The sequence below is a fragment of the Pannonibacter phragmitetus DSM 14782 genome (assembly GCF_000382365.1).
Lineage (GTDB): Bacteria > Pseudomonadota > Alphaproteobacteria > Rhizobiales > Stappiaceae > Pannonibacter > Pannonibacter phragmitetus.
This window is the reverse complement of sequence record NZ_KB908223.1, coordinates 127,503-142,589: the sequence shown is the minus strand read 5'-3', so window position 1 is coordinate 142,589 and position 15,087 is coordinate 127,503. Positions and strand designations below refer to the sequence as shown.

The following is a 15,087-nucleotide window of genomic DNA, read 5'->3' as shown; positions in this document are numbered from 1 at the left end:
GGCTGACTGGCGCAGGAGGTTTGCGCCTCGCTCAAAGGGTAGAGCCTGTAGAGCGCAGTGCAAGGGGGCTTGGGCAGATTTTGCAGGTATGTGCCCTGACTGCGGCTGCCCTCACACCTTGTCGGTGTCAAAGCCCTCAAAAATGATCTGGTCTGCGAAGGCAAGCGCGCGCTGGCGGTCGGCTGGGTCACGCACGGTCCAGGCCATGATCGGCAGGTTGAAGAACTTGCGCAGGACGCTCGGCCCCATCATCGGCAAGTCCTTGTAGTGATAGGAGATGAAATGCGGCTTCGTGCGCGGGGCGTGCAGCAGGTGGCGGTGGATGAAGCGCTGCATGCGCGTCAGCTGGCGGTACTCGCCCTTGTTGGGCGTGCTGTCGGCAACGATGCCGCGCGGAATTTCCGGCGCATGCTCGCGCAGCACGGACAGCATGTCCGGATCAAAGGACTTCAGCACCAGCGGGCCCTTGTAGCCGCGCACCGTATCGGCAACATGGCGCACGAAATCTGCCTGGGCATCCGGTTTCATCAGCGACTTGATCTCGACGACCAGAGTCACCTTGCCGTTCACCTGTTCCAGAAGCTCTTCCAGCAGCCACAGACGGTCCGTGCCCTTCTGCATGCGGATGGCGGTCAGTTCGCCAGCCGTGCGGGCCAGAACGGGACCAGTGCCTTCTGCCAGCCTGTCCAGGTCATCATCATGGAACACGAGCGCCCTGCCATCGGCGGTTTCCTGCACGTCCACCTCAATGGCGTAATTGCGCGTCATCGCCTCGGCAATGGCGGTGGGGCTGTTTTCCATGATGCCGGCGGAAGCCGTGTGGAAGCCGCGGTGGGCAATCGGGCGGGAAACGATCCAGGAATGGTCGGTCATGGGAAATGATCCGGAATGGCGGCAATCGCCGCAGCAAGGGAAAACAAGCTCCGGGCAGGCAGCCCGCCCGGAGCTTTAGCCGAAGATTATTCGACTTCGATGACAGCCTCGACCTCGACGGCAACGCCGAAGGGCAGGGAGGCGACGGAGACGGAGGTGCGGGCATGGCGGCCCTTGTCACCGAACACCTCGACGATGAAGTCGGAGCAGCCGTTGACGACCTGCGACTGCTGGATGAAGTCCGGCGTGGAGTTGATCATGCCGGTCAGCTTGACGACGCGCACCACCTTGTCGAGGTCACCGATGGCAGCCTTGGTCTGGGCGAGGATGTTGATGGCGCACAGGCGGGCGCAGGCGGCACCTTCCTCAACGCTGAATTCCGCGCCGACCTTGCCGACATATTCGATGCCGTTCGGGCCGATCGGAATCTGGCCGGCAATGAACAGCAGGTTGCCGGTGCGCACCACCGGAACATAATTGGCCTGCGGAGCAACGGGAACCGGCAGGGTGACGCCGAGTTCGGCGAGGCGGGCTTCGATGGTACCAGACATGGAATCTTCCTCTGAAAAGGGGCGGGAACCGGCGCCAGTGATTGCGCAAATTTGCACGCCCGGCAAGGGCTTCCGGGCCTTCGGCCGTCCGAAACTGAGGGCAGGAAGCTGACTTGCAGCATCTTTGGGGGCAAACTTGTCCCGCGCTGCTTCAAACTTGCCCGAATTGCCAGCGAGTGTGCTAGGGAAAGGGCTGCTGGCTGACAGTTCATGGGTTCGATGAGGAGTGATTGATGTCGGGAAAAAGAGCTGCCGTTCCTATCTTCAAGGGATCCTGGCGCGCCTGGCCAATCTTTCTGTCCGGCATGATCGGCCTTGCCGGGGCGGGCAGCGCCGCCGCTTCCGCCCAGTCCGGCCCGCTGCCGCTGATGCCGCACCGTGCCGTCTATGACATGAAGCTCTCGGATGCGGGCGATGGCGTCAGCATTTCCGATATCACCGGGCGCATGGTCTATGAAATGACTGGTTCGGCCTGCGAGGGGTACGCGGTCAATCTGCGCATCGTCACCCGTTTTGTCGATGACAGCGGCACCTCCAGCATCACCGATCTGCGCAACTCCACCTTCGAGGAGCCGGAAGCCAACACGCTGGAGTTCCTCAGCCAGACCTATTCCGGCCAGACGCTGACCGTCGAAACCCGGGGCACGGCCGAGGAAAAGGACAACCGTCTGACCATCAGCCTCACCGAGCCCGAGGAAAAGAAGGTCGAGACGGGCAAGGATGTCTATTACCCGATCTCTCACATTCAGGCGCTGATCAACGCGGCCCGAGAGGGCGGCTCCTTCTTCGAGGCGGATGTGTTCGACGGGGCGGAGACGGGCGAGAAGGTCTATGGCACCGCAGCCGTCATCGGTGCGCCGCAATCGGGTGAGGATGCGCCGGGCGAGGAAGAAGCCAAGGCCGTGACCGGCATCGGCGCGGGGCAGCGCTGGCCGGTGACCATTGCCTATTTCGATCCGGATCTGGATCACGGCGGCGAGGCAACGCCCGTCTACCAGATCAGCTTCCTGCTTTATGAAAACGGCGTCAGCCGCAAGCTGAAGCTCGACTACGGCGACTTCAAGCTGGAAGGCAAGCTGACCAACTTCGAGGCCCTCCCGGCAGCTGCTCCCTGCAAGAAGTGAGCGCGGAGGAGAGTCGCCTGCGAGGCAGCTACAACCTCTCCTTCGTCATACCGGACGAAAGCGAAGCGAAGATCCGGTACCGGTGAGCCAAGGCCTTTCGGTTCTGGTTCCGCCAAAATCCAACCAACACCCCGGCTCACCGGTCCCGGATCGCGCAAGCGCGTCCGGGAAGACGATCGAGAGGGGTTGGGTGCTTTACTCAGGCTGCAGGAAGGGGCTGGTTTACTCCACCTCCGGCCGCCGTTTCAGCTTGGCTGCATGGGTGAGGCCCGTTTCGACGGCAGTCAGGCCGAATTTCTCGCGCAAGGCGTCGATGGCCCGCTCGGCCTTTGCCTGACGGCCGGCGTCCTGATCAACGAGATCAGCCGGATCTGCAAGCTCTGCATCGCACAGGTCCGACAGGCCGATGCCGATGAGGCGGAAATGCTGGCCTTTGGCTGCCTCTGCCAGAAGCTCGTCCCCAAGCGCAAAGATGCGTCCGGCAAGCTGCGTCGGGCTGGACAGCTGGCGTGAGCGGGTGATGGAGCGAAAGTCTGCGGTCTTCAGTTTCAGCGTCACGGTGCGCCCGGCAAAGCCCGCCTTCTTCATGCGCCGCGACACTTTTTCCGAAAGATCCCGCAGGATGGGCCGCAGCACCGGCACCTGGGCGATATCCTTGTCGAATGTGGTTTCGGCACTGATGCTCTTCGTCTCCCGTTCCGGCGAGACGGTGCGGTCATCCACGCCCTGGCAGAGTTTTGCCAGCCTCAGGCCCATGGTGCCATAGCGGCGGATGAGATCGGACGGGTCCATGGCCTGAAGCTGGCCGATGGTGGTGATGCCGTCGCTGGCAAGCTTGCCCTGAAACACCTTGCCGACGCCCCAGATGAGACCCACGTGCCGTTCCGCCAGAAAGCTCTTGGCCTCCGCCGCGCCGATCACCGAAAACCCGCGCGGCTTGTCGAGGTCGGAAGCGATCTTGGCGAGGAACTTGTTTGGGGCAAGGCCAACGGAGGCGGTGATGCCCACCTCGCTTTCCAGATCGCGGATGAAGCGGGCCAGCACTTCGGCAGGTGTGGCGTGGTGCAGCCGCTCGGTGCCGGTGAGATCAAGAAACGCTTCGTCGATGGAAATCGGCTCCACCAGCGGCGTCAGCGCCAGCATCCGCTCGCGCACCAGCCGTCCTGTTTCGGCGTATTTGGCCATGTTGGGCTTGATCACGACAGCGTCCGGGCAGGCTTCCAGCGCCTTGTACATGGGCATGGCCGAGCGCACCCCATGGATGCGGGCGATGTAGCAGCAGGTGGAGACCACGCCGCGCTGGCCTCCGCCGACGATGACTGGAAGATCACGCAGCTCCGGATTGTCGCGCTTTTCGATGGACGCATAGAAGGCGTCGCAGTCGATATGGGCGATTGCGAGCTGGTCCAGCTCCGGATGGCTGACAAGGCGCGGGCTGCCGCAGGCCTTGCAGCGCTGGCGGCCGGGCTCCGGCCTTGCGCCGCAGTCACGGCAAAGCGGCCGGGGGCGCTGCCCCGCCGCTGTTGCGTCTGTGCTGCCCGCTTCACCCATGCCTTTGGCCCTGATCCTACCGGGAGGCGATCATAGTCCTGATATGGGCTTCTGTCTCAAGCCAGTCACCGGAGACAAGATCAAGGCCGGGCAGGGGATCGAGCGCTTGACGGAAGCGCGCATCGGCCACGAACTGGATCAGCCGCGCCGAAGGCAGCGCCTGCGCCACCGACTGAAGATTCTGCGGGCTGTCATCGATGAAGACGACCGGCTGGCCGCGCCCGGCAGAGAGCGCGGCAACAGCTCCGCCCTTGGGGCCGGAATTGGTGACGACCGGAAAGCTCAGCCCATGGGCAGCCAGCAGCTTCTCGCGCAAGGGCTTGTTGGCAACGCCCGGCAGATTGGTCAGAAAGACGATCTCGAAGGCTTCCGACAGGCGGGTCAGGGCCGCGGCCGCCCCATCGACGATGGTCTGCCGGTCCGAGATATCCTCGAAGAAGCCTTGTACCAGACGGTGGACTTCCTCTGCCCCAAGCACCCGGCCGGACGCCTCTTCGGCAATGTTGCCGGTCAGCCTGTAGCTATAGGCGATGAAGGCAAGGCCGCGCGCGGCAAGGAATTCCTCCAGATGCAGGATCATATGCAGCACCACCTCGTCCACGTCGCAGATGATCAGCGGGCGGGTGGAGCGGGGCAGCAGGGCAATCTGGTCGAGGACACCCCGGCCGGGGGCGGCTAGTGTGGACATGGTGCGCTCAGGCGTCCGGATCACCGGCCAGCACATAGCGGGCGGCGGCGATCATGGTGGGGCGGACGCCGGAATTCTCGCAATAGGCCAGAAGCAGCGGCTCATCGGTCATGAAAAACTCAAGAACACCTGCCAGAAATCCGGGCTCCGCAGCCGCAGAGCGAATCGATTCCGGCCCGATACCGGAGAGCGCAAGGAACCGGCCCGTCAATTCCGGGTCGCGCGTCAGGTGCAAAAGCGCGTCCAGGGCCATTTCTTCTGCTTTTTCAAAGCTCATGCTCCGAGACTCAGGAATTGCCATTGCATTTTTGCCTTTCCGAAACGAATCCGCGCTACCATTTGTTCTTAAGTAATGCGGGCAGGGGAGAGACGCCAGCCAATCGGTGCTGCGCCGTCATCTCTCCTGTTGCCGTTTCCCTCCGTGCCGTGACCGGCGAAGGCTGTTTTGCATGTCCAAGACCGTGCTGATCGTTGAAGACAACGAACTCAACATGAAGCTGTTTCACGACCTTCTGGAAGCACATGGCTATGGCACGCTGCAGACCCGCACCGGCATTGAAGCGCTGGAGCTGGCCCGCAAGTACCGGCCGGACCTGATCCTCATGGATATCCAGCTGCCCGAAGTGTCGGGGCTGGAAGTGACCAAATGGATCAAGGAAGACGACGACCTGTGCACCATCCCGGTCATCGCCGTCACCGCCTTCGCCATGAAGGGCGATGAAGAGCGTATCCGGCAGGGGGGCTGCGAGGCCTACATCTCCAAGCCGATCTCCGTGTCCAAGTTCCTGGAGACGGTGCGCTCCTATCTCGGAGAGGCGTGATCCTCACGCCTTTCTGCGGCTGCTGCGGAGGCTCAAGGGCTTCCGCAAGGGCTGGCGCGTGAATTAAGGTTACAAGTTTACTAACTTTTTACGATTTCATTGGTGCGGCAGCTGCGCTGATTGATTTCCCATGCCGATTCGCTACTGTAATTCCTGTATTTAAAGGGCACCTGCGGAAAGCAGGGCACATGTTTCAAGTCATTGATCTGAATACCCTACGGGACGCCTGGGTCCGCCGCATCTCCTGGGTCCGTGGGGCATGGCCGGCGCGGTGTCTGCCCGATGAGTGGCCTCCTCGGATTGGCAGCCCCGCGCCGGCCGCCACACAACCAGAAGACAGATTTTCAAACAGAATGATCGCCCCGCCGAAGGTTCTCGGCAGGGTCTTTGTCTTACCCAAGCGGCATCCAGACCGCACCGGCTGCCGGAATGTGGTGGCCGGCGAAGTGGACCGGTTCAGGGCCGTAGTTGAAGAGGAAGCGGTGCGTGGCCGTGTCGCGCTGGCGGATGCCTTCCGGCATGTCCGTGACCTTCAGCCCGGCATCAATGACGGCGCTGCGCAGGATGCGGTCGAGGGCTTCCTCGTCCGGCCAGCCGCCGAGATAGGTGAAATTGCCCGCGCGCATCGCGGCAGGCGTGCCGTCCACGGCTTCTTCCACCACCTCGGCAGTGCCTTCCAGCACCTCGCGCCAGCCGGTGAAGGCACCGCCCGCGACAAGCGGCACGGGTGCCGTGGGCGGCAGGCTTTCGACGCGTGCCACGAGGCAGTCCAGCCCCGGCAGGGCGGGCGGAAGCGGCACGGGAATGGTGAAGTCGGGCGTCTTGGAATTGAGGCGCGGCCCGGCGATCACGGCGGCACCTGAAGCGGTGAGCGCGGTCTTCAGCGCTTCCGTTAGAGTGAAAAGCCCAGGCACCAGCACAAGACTGTAGCCGCTGAAATCCTGCGCCGTGGGCGGCAGGATATCGACGGAAAGGCCGAGACGGCGCAGGCCCTTGTAGACATGGAACAGCAGGGCGAAGTAATCGAAATCCTTGCCCTGCGGCTGGATGGTCCAGGCCCAGGCGCTTTCGTAGTCGAAGACGAGCGCAACTTTCGCTTTCGCCACGGCAGTGACGGGCAGGGCCTTCAGTTCCTCTGCGACCTGCGCTGCCTCATGATAGGCGGGGGCGGCGGCACTGTCGGGGCGCAGCAGGCCGGCGTGCATCTGCTCCTGTGCGAAAGGGGCCTGCCGCCAGCGGAAATAGCACACCGCTTCCGCCCCATGGGCGAAGGCCTCCCAGGCCCAGAGCCGTGCCATGCCCGGCAGCGGGTCGGGGTTATAGGGCGCCCAGTTCACCGGGCCGGGCTGCTGCTCCATGATCCACCAGCGGCCCTTGCCGACGGCGCGGTAGAGATCGTGATGGAAGGCCTGAAAGTCCGGGTCACCCTGACGGAGATAGCGGCGCTTGTGCTCGGGGCTTGCTTCCAGCCGGTCGGACAGGAAGCCGATCGGATAGGCATCCCAGCTGGCGATATCGAGATCTGCGCCCACGGCGAAATGATCGAATTCGACGATGCGGCCCATGTAGTTATGGGCGATGGGGGCATCGGAGTGGCGGCGGATGATGTCCGTCTGCAGCCGGTTGAAGCTGACAACCTGATCGGAAGAGAAACGGCGGAAGTCCATGACATGGGCCGGGTTCGGCTCGGTCACGGTCAGGTTCGGCAGCTCGATTTCCTCAAAGCCCGCATAGTCCATCGACCAGAACACGTTGCCCCAGGCCCGGTTCAGCGCCTGCGGCGACTGATATTTGCGCGCCAGCCAATTGCGGAAGGCATCACGGGCAGCGGTGGAATAGCTGAGGATCGTGTCGTGGCAGCCGTATTCGTTGTCGGTCTGCCAGGCGGCCACATGTTCGTTGCGGCCATAGCGTTCGGCCATCAGCGTGACGATGCGGGCGCATTCCTGCCGGTAGCCCTCATGGGAGAAGCAGTAATGGCGGCGCGAGCCGAAGCCGCGCGGACGGCCTTGCGCATCCAGCGCGATCATGTCCGGATGGCGGTTCAGCACCCAGCGCGGCGGCGTTGCGGTCGGCGTACCCAGCACCACCTTGAGGCCTGCCTTGCCCAGAACTTCAATGGCCTCGTCCAGCCAGGCCCAGTCCAGCGCGCCGGGCTCGGCCTCGATGCGCGCCCAGGCGAATTCGCCGATGCGCACATAGGTGAGGCCGATTTCCTTCATGCGGGCCGCATCTTCGGCCCACTGGGCAGCGGGCCAGTGTTCCGGATAGTAGCAGACGCCAAGGGCGCGGGTACGGTCGGTCACAGGTTCACTCGATGCTCTTTCTGGCCGCGCGCCCCGCTGGCGGCGGCAAAGGTCATGCCGGAAAGCGGCTTTGCAGCCCTTGCACTGGCGCCGAGGCCCTGACGGGCGCTGGTGCAGAACAAGGTGCCAAGGTCATCCCCGCCAAAGGCCGGGCAGCTGGTATGGGGCGCATCAAACGTGATGGCCCGTACGAAACTGCCGTCCGGCGCATAGGCGGCAACGCGGGACGAGCCCCATTCCGCCAGCCACAGAAGACCGCTTTCGTCCACCACGGCCCCGTCCGGATTGCGGCCTTCGGAGGTCCGGTCGAGGAAGACCTCCGGCTCGCCCTTCGGCCAGCCGGCTTCATCCAGCGCCACGCGCATGACACGGCCGGTGACCGTGTCGGAGAAGAAGGCCGTCTCGCCATCCGGGGCAAAAGCGATGGAATTGGAAATGGTGATGGGCGCAAACAGCTTGCGCATTGCACCCCGGTACCAGCGGTAGATCGCGCCGGCATCCTTTTCGGCGTTCTTGCCCATGGTGCCGATCCAGAAGCCGCCATAGGGGTCGGCGCGGCCATCGTTGGAGCGGGTGGCCGGATTGTCCGCTTCCAGCGCGCAGACCGTGCGGGCTGCACCCGTTTCCACGTCGAAGGAGAACAGCTCCCGGTCGCTGGCGATCAGCAGCTTGCGCTCATCCACCCATGCAGCCGCCGACACCAGCGTCTCGAAACGGTAGATGCGGGTGTGATCGTTTTCCTGGGTCAGAAGGCTCTTGTTGACGATGTCAAACCAGAACAGCTGGCGGCGCAGCGGGTGCCACAGCGGGCCTTCGCCCAGTTCGCAGACAGTGGCATCAAAGACGGTGGCATCAAAGACGGAGGAAGCAGCAGCGCTCATCTTGCGCCTCCCTTGGCAATGTCGAAGGCCTGCACCATGGCGCGGGCGCGAGTTTCAACGTCTCCGACCGTCAGCCCCGGCACGTAGAGTGCAGTGCCGATGCCGAAGCCATCAACGCCCACCTTCAGCCAATCGGCAAAATTGTCCGGCCCGGCGCCGCCCACCGCATAAAGCCGGGTTTCCTTGGGCAGCACGGCGCGGATGGCCTTGACGCCTTCAGAGCCCAGAAGACCGGCCGGGAAGAGCTTCAACCCGTCGGCGCCCGCCTGCAGGGCGGCGAAACACTCGGTCGGGGTCATCACGCCGGGGAAGGACTGCATGCGGGCAATCTTGGTGGCGCGGATGACGGACGGATCGCAGTTCGGCGACACGGCCATGCGGGCGCCGGTGTCGGAAAGCTTCATCACGTCCTCCACCGTCAGCACGGTGCCTGCGCCGATGATGGCGCTGTCGCCGAACTCGCGCACCATGGCGGCGATGCTGGTGAAGGGATCGGGCGAGTTGAGCGGCACCTCGATGCGGGTGAAACCGGCGGCGATCAGGCGCTCGCACACCGGCAGGGCTTCGGCGGGAGTGATACCGCGCAGAATGGCAATCAAAGGACGCATCAGTCAGCCTTTCTGGTTTTCTGTGAGGACCCGGCGCGCAAGCCCAAGTCCAGCCAGTGTCAGGCTTTCGCCCGCCGTTGTGCGTCCGTCAAGGCCCGCCAGTTTCAGCGCCGCCAGATAGTGCGCCGAAAGCGCCGGGGCGCCGATCAGCGTGACGTCTCCTGAGACGTCCTGCCGCACCGCTGCGATCTCCGCGCCGATGATGAGGCCGGACAAGCGCGCACGGGCGGAGGCTGCCACAAGCCCATGCAGCAGTCCCTCTGCCCGCAGGGAAAAGAAGGCAGCAGCCAGCATGTCCGGCCGGGCAAGGCTGGCCGTCACGCCGCCTGAAAAGGCCGCCGCATCCCAGCCGTCATCGGCCATGCCATGGCGCAGTACGGAGGATTTGGACAGAAGCGCGAAGAGTTCGCCCGTCATGAAAGTGCTGAAGGACGTGACCGTGCCGCGCTCGATCTGCACCCATTTGCTGTGGGTGCCGGGCAGGCAGAGCGTGCCGGAAAAGCCGGGATTGCCGGCGAGGAAACCGGCGATCTGGGTTTCCTCGCCGCGCATCACGTCGGCAGGCATGGTCTGGCTGAGGCCCGGAATGATCCAGACCGACAGGCGTGGATCAGAAACGGGGGCTTCAACCATGGCGCTGGCCTGCAGCGGCGGGCAGGGCACTGCGGCATAGGGCGCTTCCACCCAGCCCTGACGGCTGCCCACCATGCCGCAGGCAATCACCAGCGTCTTGCGCCCCACTGGCAGCCAATCGGCGATCAGTTCCAGCAGCGCGCCCTCGAATTCGTCTCTTGCAAGACTTGCCATGCCCTTGGGCGAGGAGGCCTGCGCCAGAACGCGGCTCCCCTCCATCGCAAAGACGCGCAGATGCGTGGTGCCCCAGTCGGCGGCAATCCATTCGGGAGAGAGCGGCGCGCTCATCCCGTCACCACCACGCCGCCGTCGATGACCAGCGCCTGCCCGGTCATCATCTTCGAGGCGGAAGAGGCCAGGAACAGGCAGCCGCCGGTGATGTCTTCCGGCTCCAGCGTGTCCTTCAGGCACTGGCGCTCCACGTGGCCTGCAAGGGCTTCGGGCGTTACCCAGAGGTCCTTCTGCTTCTGCGTCAGCACCCAGCCGGGAGCAAGCGCGTTGACGCGGATGCGGTCGGGGCCGAAATCGCGGGCAAGGCTGCGGGTCAGGCCGTTGATGGCGGAGTTTGCGGAGGTGTAGGCCGGGAAACCACCGTTGCCCATCATGTAGCTGATGGAGCTGAAGTTGATGATCGAACCGCCGCCAGCCTTCTGCATGCCGGGGATGACGGCCTGTGCTGCGAAGAAATAGGCCTTCAGGTTGATGGCCATGGCCCAGTCCCAGTACTCCGGCGTCACGTCCAGCGTGTTGTGGCGCTGGTCGTTGGCGGCGTTGTTGACGAGAACCGTGATCGTGCCATGGGCTTCCGCTGCCTTGGCAATCGCGCCCTTCAGGGCGCCGATGTCGGTGATGTCGCAGGGCAGGAACAGCGGGCGGCTGCCGGTCTTTGCTTCCATCTCGTCACAGAAGCCGGAGGCATCGGAGCGCTGCACGAAGGCCACCTTGCAGCCCTGCCGCAGGAAGGCTTCCGTCAGGCTGGCGCCAATGCCGGAGCCGCCACCGGTGATGAAGACGGATGCGCCCTTGAGATCGGGAAAGACCGGCTGTGCGTTCATGATGTAGCCCCTTCAGGTTCCTGCGGGCGGACTTCGCTGCTGCGCTTACCGCCTCTGATATTTCAGTCCATGCCTTTATGCGAAAGGAAAGACCGGCCGGACAAGCCGTCCAGCCTCACAGACGGGTTCCTTCCACCGTGAAAAGTGTGCCCGGCCATGCCACGGGCAGCATGATGCCCTGCTGCATCAGCGCGGCCCCGGAGAGCGTCACCGGCCCGTGCTTCAGGGCGCAGGCCCCGCGCGACTGGGGCGGCACATCTTCCGGGTTGAGCAGCGTCAGCCGGTAGCGCGCCGCCGGATCCAGCCCGGACAGCTTCAGCGGGCGGGGCAGGGCCTGTGCAGGCGCTGCCGCCTGACCGGAGGACAGCACGAAGCGGCTGCCGTCCCGCGCCAGCTGCAGTTCGGCGGTGACGGACGGGTCCGCCGCATCAAGGCGCAGGATGTCTGCGTGCATCAGCCAGTCCCGGTTGGCCTTCCACCAGCCGGTGACGGCGGTCAGAACGGCTGTTTCTTGTGCATCAAGCTCGCGCAGGTCCATCTCGAAACCCATATGGCGCTGGGCGGCCACGCGGGCGCGCAGGCTCATGGACAGAACCCGGCCAGAGGTGTGGCAGTGGCGCGGGCCCACATGGCTGCCGGTGACGGAGGCGGGCAGGAACAGCGCTGCATCATGCTGGATGCGCAGCCGCTCCAGCGCGTCGTTGCTGTCCGACAGCCAGACCCGCTGGGTGTGGGTGAGGATGCCGGCATCAATCCGCCCGCCGCCGGAGGCGCAGCTTTCGACCTCGACCGCCGGATGAGCGGCACGCAGCCGTGCCAGAAGAGCCAGTGTGCCGCGTGCCTGCGCTGCGTCCACCACGGGAAGCAGGCGGTTGTGATCCCACTTGATGTAGTCGATGGCGTAAGTGGAGAGCAGGGCAGAGATCGCACCGAACAGGTGATCGCGCACCGGCTCCAGCGCCATGTTCAGCACCAGTTGATTGCGCCCGCGAGTCTGGTCCGCCGGGCCGAGAATCCAGTCCGGATGGGCGCGGTAAAGGTCGCTGTCCTCACTCACCATCTCCGGCTCGAACCACAGGCCGAAACTCATTCCCAGTCTGTGAACGGCCTCGATCAGCGGCGTCAGGCCCTCCGGCCACTTGCGCAGGTCCACGGTCCAGTCGCCAAGGCTCGTGGTGTCATCGTCGCGCCGGCCGAACCAGCCGTCATCCAGCACGAACCGCTCTGCCCCGATGGCGGCCGCCTTGGCGGCGATTTCGGTCAGGGCGCCCAGCTCGTGACGGAAGTAGATGGCTTCCCAGCAATTGTAATGCACGGGCCGGGGGCGGGCCGGATCGGGCCATGTCACCACCCGGTCGTGGATGTCGCGCTGGAAGAGAGTGGCTATGCCGTTGAGGCCGGAGGTGGAGACGGCGGCGATGAGGTCCGCCGTTTCAAAGCAGGTTCCGGCCTCGCGCTCGCTCCCGCTGGCATGGCCGAACTGCACCTGCCTGCGCCCGTCGTAAAGCTCTTCGGCCACAAAGCGGTGCCCGCCGGGCCAGGCGTAATGCAGGGCGCGGACTTCGCCTGAGGTGTTGCGGCAGCCCGGTTCCGTGAACAGCGCATAGGGCGGGTGTTCCTGCCCCGAACGGCCGGTGCGGGCTTCGCGCTGGCGGATGCCTGTGGTCCAGGGGGTGGACTGCATGCGGAATTCGCCGATCCATTTGCCGGCCGGATCAAGGATCCGCTCTGCGCTTTGCGGCACTGGCAGCACGGGCGCGGCGAGCCAGCCGACGCGGACGGGCGCAAGGGACTCCAGCCGGGTGCGCAGCACGAAAACGCCGGTCTCTTTCGCTTCGATCTCATGGGTAACTGTGAGGCCTGCTGCGGTGGAGATCAGTTCAAGCCGTCCGGCGCTCTGTCGGGCCTCATGGAAGGCAAAGCGGGGCTGCAGCAGCTCACCCTCAGCAGAGCGCAGCACGAGGCCCGGCTGGCCCTGCCAATCATTGCCCTGCACCGGACAGAGGCTGAGCGGGGGCAGGGCATCCAGCATGCCGCCGGTGAGGTCTGAGCGGCTTGCAGCCACGAGAGCGGCAAGATCCTCCTCCTGCGGCAGGGCCGGGCCCCAGTAGATGGCCTCCGGCACGCCGCCGGAGGAGGTGAGGACAAGGCTCTGGTTGGCGCAGTCCAGGCGCCAGTGCTGTGCGGTGTTCCCGGTCATTTCACGGCTCCCAGCGTCAGGCCGGCGATGAAGTGCTTCTGCATCAGGAAGAACATCAGAACGGGCGGCAGGGCGGCGACGATCGACCCGGCGGAAACGAGATGCCAGGCGGCAATCCACTGGCCGTTGAGCGAGTTGAGTCCGGCGGTGACCGGCTGGGTGTCGGCGCCGGTGGTCAGCACCATGGCCCAGAAATAGTCGTTCCAGATGAAGGTGAAGATCAGCACCGACAGGGCGGCAATGGCCGGGCGCATCAGGGGCATGACCACGTACCAGAAGATTTTCACTTCGCTCACGCCCTCCACCCGCGCCGCCTCGATCAGCTCATAGGGCAGGGCCTTGATGAAGTTGCGCATGAACAAGGTGCAGAAGCCGGTCTGGAAGGCGATGTGGAACAGGGCAAGGCCGGTGATCGTGTCGTAAAGCCCCATCTGCAGCGTCAGGTCGCGCACCGGCACCATGAGGATCTGGAAGGGCACGAAGTTGCCCGCCACGAACAGGAAGAAGACCAGCAGGTTGGAGCGGAAATTGTAGATGGCGAGCGCAAAGCCCGTCATGCAGGACAGCGCCACAGCGCCGATGACAGTGGGGATCGTCACCTTGAAGCTGTTGAGGATGTAGGCGGCGATGGGCGAGTTCTGGAAGATGGTGACATAGTTGTCGAAGGCGATGGACGAGGGCATGCCGAAATAGTTGCCGGACGCCAGATCGGAGGAGGGGCGCAGCGAGGTGAGAGCTACGCCCAGAAGCGGGAGCAGCCACAGAACGAGCGCAACCGGCAGGGCCGCCTTGTAAAGCGCCCGGGCCGGGGCCGGGAGTTGCTGGATGGGACGGGGAAACATGCTCAGTGTTCCTTCTCGTCGCGCCACATCTTCCAGATGAAGCCGGAAATGAAGATCATCATGATGGCGAAGAGGACAACGGCAATGGCCGCGCCATAGCCCATGCGGAAGCCGTATTCGGACAGGGCCTGCTCGTACATGTAGAAGGAGAGCACCCGGGAGGAGCCGAAGGGGCCGCCGGATGTCATGATCGACACAAGGTCGAAGGAGCGCAGCGCGCCGATGACGGTGACGATGACGGCAATGAAGGTGGCCGGGCGCAGCTGCGGCAGGATGACGTACCACAGCATCTTCCAGCCCTTGGCCCCGTCCAGCCGCGCTGCCTCGATCTGGTCGGGCGCCACGTTGTTGAGGCCGGTGAGATAAAGGATCATCACATAGGCGATCTGCGGCCACAGGCCCGCAGCGATGATGCCATAGGTGACGAGGTTCTCTTCCGCCAGAATGGCAACGCCCTGACCGGTCACCGCCTCGATCAGCTTGTAGAACAGGCCGAAATTGGGGGCATAGAACCAGGAGAACATCAGGCCGACAACGACCTGGCTGATGACGAAGGGAAAGAAGAACAGGGACTTGTAGACCCGGATGCCCCAGACCGTCTGGTTCAGGAAAATCGCGATCATCAGGCCTGCCGGAATGGCCAGCATGTAGAGCGCAAGCCAGATGACGTTGTTCTTCAGCGAGACATAGAAGGCCTCGTCATCCAGCAGCTCGGTGTAATTGTCAGCGCCAATCCACCGGGCCGTGCCGATGCCGTCCCAGTCATAGAAGGAGATGCTGACCGACTGGAAGACCGGCGCAATCACGTAGAAAACGAACATCAGGGCGCCGGGCGCAAGGAAAAGCCACGGGGCAAGCATGCGCTGGCGCGCTTTCCAGAAGGCGGTCATCTCGGCCTCGGATCTTTCGGGTACATGTCCCCCGGATCAGCTCCGGAGGACGTTTCTGGGAGTG

At 64.2% G+C, this 15,087-nt stretch carries 15 protein-coding genes; 2 read left to right on the top strand and 13 right to left on the bottom strand.

Annotated elements, in window-relative coordinates; all coding sequences use genetic code 11:
* Positions 1 to 111: 111 nt before the first annotated feature.
* Together H163_RS0114185 and H163_RS0114180 are read right to left on the bottom strand one after the other, a co-directional pair.
* The gene (locus H163_RS0114185) at positions 112 to 873 is read right to left on the bottom strand and encodes a glycerophosphodiester phosphodiesterase family protein (RefSeq protein WP_019965263.1); all 762 of its coding nucleotides are present in this window, start codon (positions 871 to 873) and stop codon (positions 112 to 114) included.
* A gap of 86 nt (positions 874 to 959) precedes the next feature.
* On the bottom strand, positions 960 to 1,424 hold the full coding sequence (locus H163_RS0114180) for a RidA family protein (RefSeq protein ID WP_019965262.1): 465 nt from the start codon (positions 1,422 to 1,424) through the stop codon (positions 960 to 962).
* Between the two features lie 233 nt (positions 1,425 to 1,657).
* Between H163_RS0114180 and H163_RS0114175 the strand changes: the two genes are divergently transcribed.
* The gene (locus H163_RS0114175) at positions 1,658 to 2,548 is read left to right on the top strand and encodes a cell envelope integrity EipB family protein (RefSeq protein ID WP_019965261.1); all 891 of its coding nucleotides are present in this window, start codon (positions 1,658 to 1,660) and stop codon (positions 2,546 to 2,548) included.
* A 222-nt stretch (positions 2,549 to 2,770) separates the two neighbouring features.
* Here the strand turns inward: H163_RS0114175 and H163_RS0114170 are convergent, their stop codons facing one another.
* Genes H163_RS0114170 through H163_RS0114160 form a run of 3 tightly spaced genes read right to left on the bottom strand, consistent with a single transcriptional unit; the run spans position 2,771 to position 5,064 of the window.
* Positions 2,771 to 4,099 (bottom strand): DNA polymerase IV, encoded by a 1,329-nt coding sequence (locus tag H163_RS0114170; RefSeq protein ID WP_019965260.1) that lies wholly within the window; start codon positions 4,097 to 4,099, stop codon positions 2,771 to 2,773.
* A gap of 16 nt (positions 4,100 to 4,115) precedes the next feature.
* Entirely contained in the window at positions 4,116 to 4,787 is a 672-nt protein-coding gene (locus H163_RS0114165) for an HAD family hydrolase (RefSeq protein ID WP_051105398.1), read from the bottom strand.
* Between the two features lie 7 nt (positions 4,788 to 4,794).
* Positions 4,795 to 5,064 carry a DUF3572 domain-containing protein gene (locus H163_RS0114160; RefSeq protein WP_019965258.1) on the bottom strand — a complete coding sequence of 90 codons (270 nt, stop codon included), beginning with the start codon at positions 5,062 to 5,064 and terminating at the stop codon, positions 4,795 to 4,797.
* A 172-nt stretch (positions 5,065 to 5,236) separates the two neighbouring features.
* Here H163_RS0114160 and H163_RS0114155 point away from each other — a divergent pair, with 172 nt between their 5' ends.
* The gene (locus H163_RS0114155; RefSeq protein WP_019965257.1) at positions 5,237 to 5,608 is read left to right on the top strand and encodes a response regulator; all 372 of its coding nucleotides are present in this window, start codon (positions 5,237 to 5,239) and stop codon (positions 5,606 to 5,608) included.
* A 392-nt stretch (positions 5,609 to 6,000) separates the two neighbouring features.
* On the opposite strand, the gene H163_RS0114150 is transcribed toward H163_RS0114155, so the two are convergent.
* The 8 genes from H163_RS0114150 to H163_RS0114115 all read right to left on the bottom strand — a co-directional run bounded on the left by H163_RS0114150 (position 6,001) and on the right by H163_RS0114115 (position 15,023).
* Complete coding sequence (locus tag H163_RS0114150; protein ID WP_019965256.1) at positions 6,001 to 7,914, bottom strand: beta-galactosidase; 1,914 nt, start codon at positions 7,912 to 7,914, stop codon at positions 6,001 to 6,003.
* Positions 7,911 to 8,795, bottom strand: a complete 885-nt coding sequence (locus tag H163_RS0114145; RefSeq protein WP_019965255.1) for an SMP-30/gluconolactonase/LRE family protein — start codon at positions 8,793 to 8,795, stop codon at positions 7,911 to 7,913. The genes H163_RS0114150 and H163_RS0114145 overlap by 4 nt, the downstream gene beginning before the upstream one ends.
* Complete coding sequence (locus H163_RS0114140; protein ID WP_081626031.1) at positions 8,792 to 9,403, bottom strand: 2-dehydro-3-deoxy-6-phosphogalactonate aldolase; 612 nt, start codon at positions 9,401 to 9,403, stop codon at positions 8,792 to 8,794. Before H163_RS0114140 ends, H163_RS0114145 begins: the two co-directional genes overlap by 4 nt.
* A gap of 3 nt (positions 9,404 to 9,406) precedes the next feature.
* Complete coding sequence (locus H163_RS0114135) at positions 9,407 to 10,324, bottom strand: 2-dehydro-3-deoxygalactonokinase (protein WP_019965253.1); 918 nt, start codon at positions 10,322 to 10,324, stop codon at positions 9,407 to 9,409.
* Positions 10,321 to 11,091, bottom strand: a complete 771-nt coding sequence (locus tag H163_RS0114130; RefSeq protein ID WP_019965252.1) for an SDR family NAD(P)-dependent oxidoreductase — start codon at positions 11,089 to 11,091, stop codon at positions 10,321 to 10,323. The genes H163_RS0114135 and H163_RS0114130 overlap by 4 nt, the downstream gene beginning before the upstream one ends.
* Before the next feature lie 115 nt (positions 11,092 to 11,206).
* Positions 11,207 to 13,291, bottom strand: a complete 2,085-nt coding sequence (locus H163_RS0114125; RefSeq protein ID WP_019965251.1) for an alpha-galactosidase — start codon at positions 13,289 to 13,291, stop codon at positions 11,207 to 11,209.
* On the bottom strand, positions 13,288 to 14,133 hold the full coding sequence (locus H163_RS0114120) for a carbohydrate ABC transporter permease (protein WP_019965250.1): 846 nt from the start codon (positions 14,131 to 14,133) through the stop codon (positions 13,288 to 13,290). The genes H163_RS0114125 and H163_RS0114120 overlap by 4 nt, the downstream gene beginning before the upstream one ends.
* Before the next feature lie 2 nt (positions 14,134 to 14,135).
* Positions 14,136 to 15,023, bottom strand: a complete 888-nt coding sequence (locus H163_RS0114115; RefSeq protein WP_019965249.1) for a carbohydrate ABC transporter permease — start codon at positions 15,021 to 15,023, stop codon at positions 14,136 to 14,138.
* Between the last annotated feature and the right edge of the window lie 64 nt (positions 15,024 to 15,087).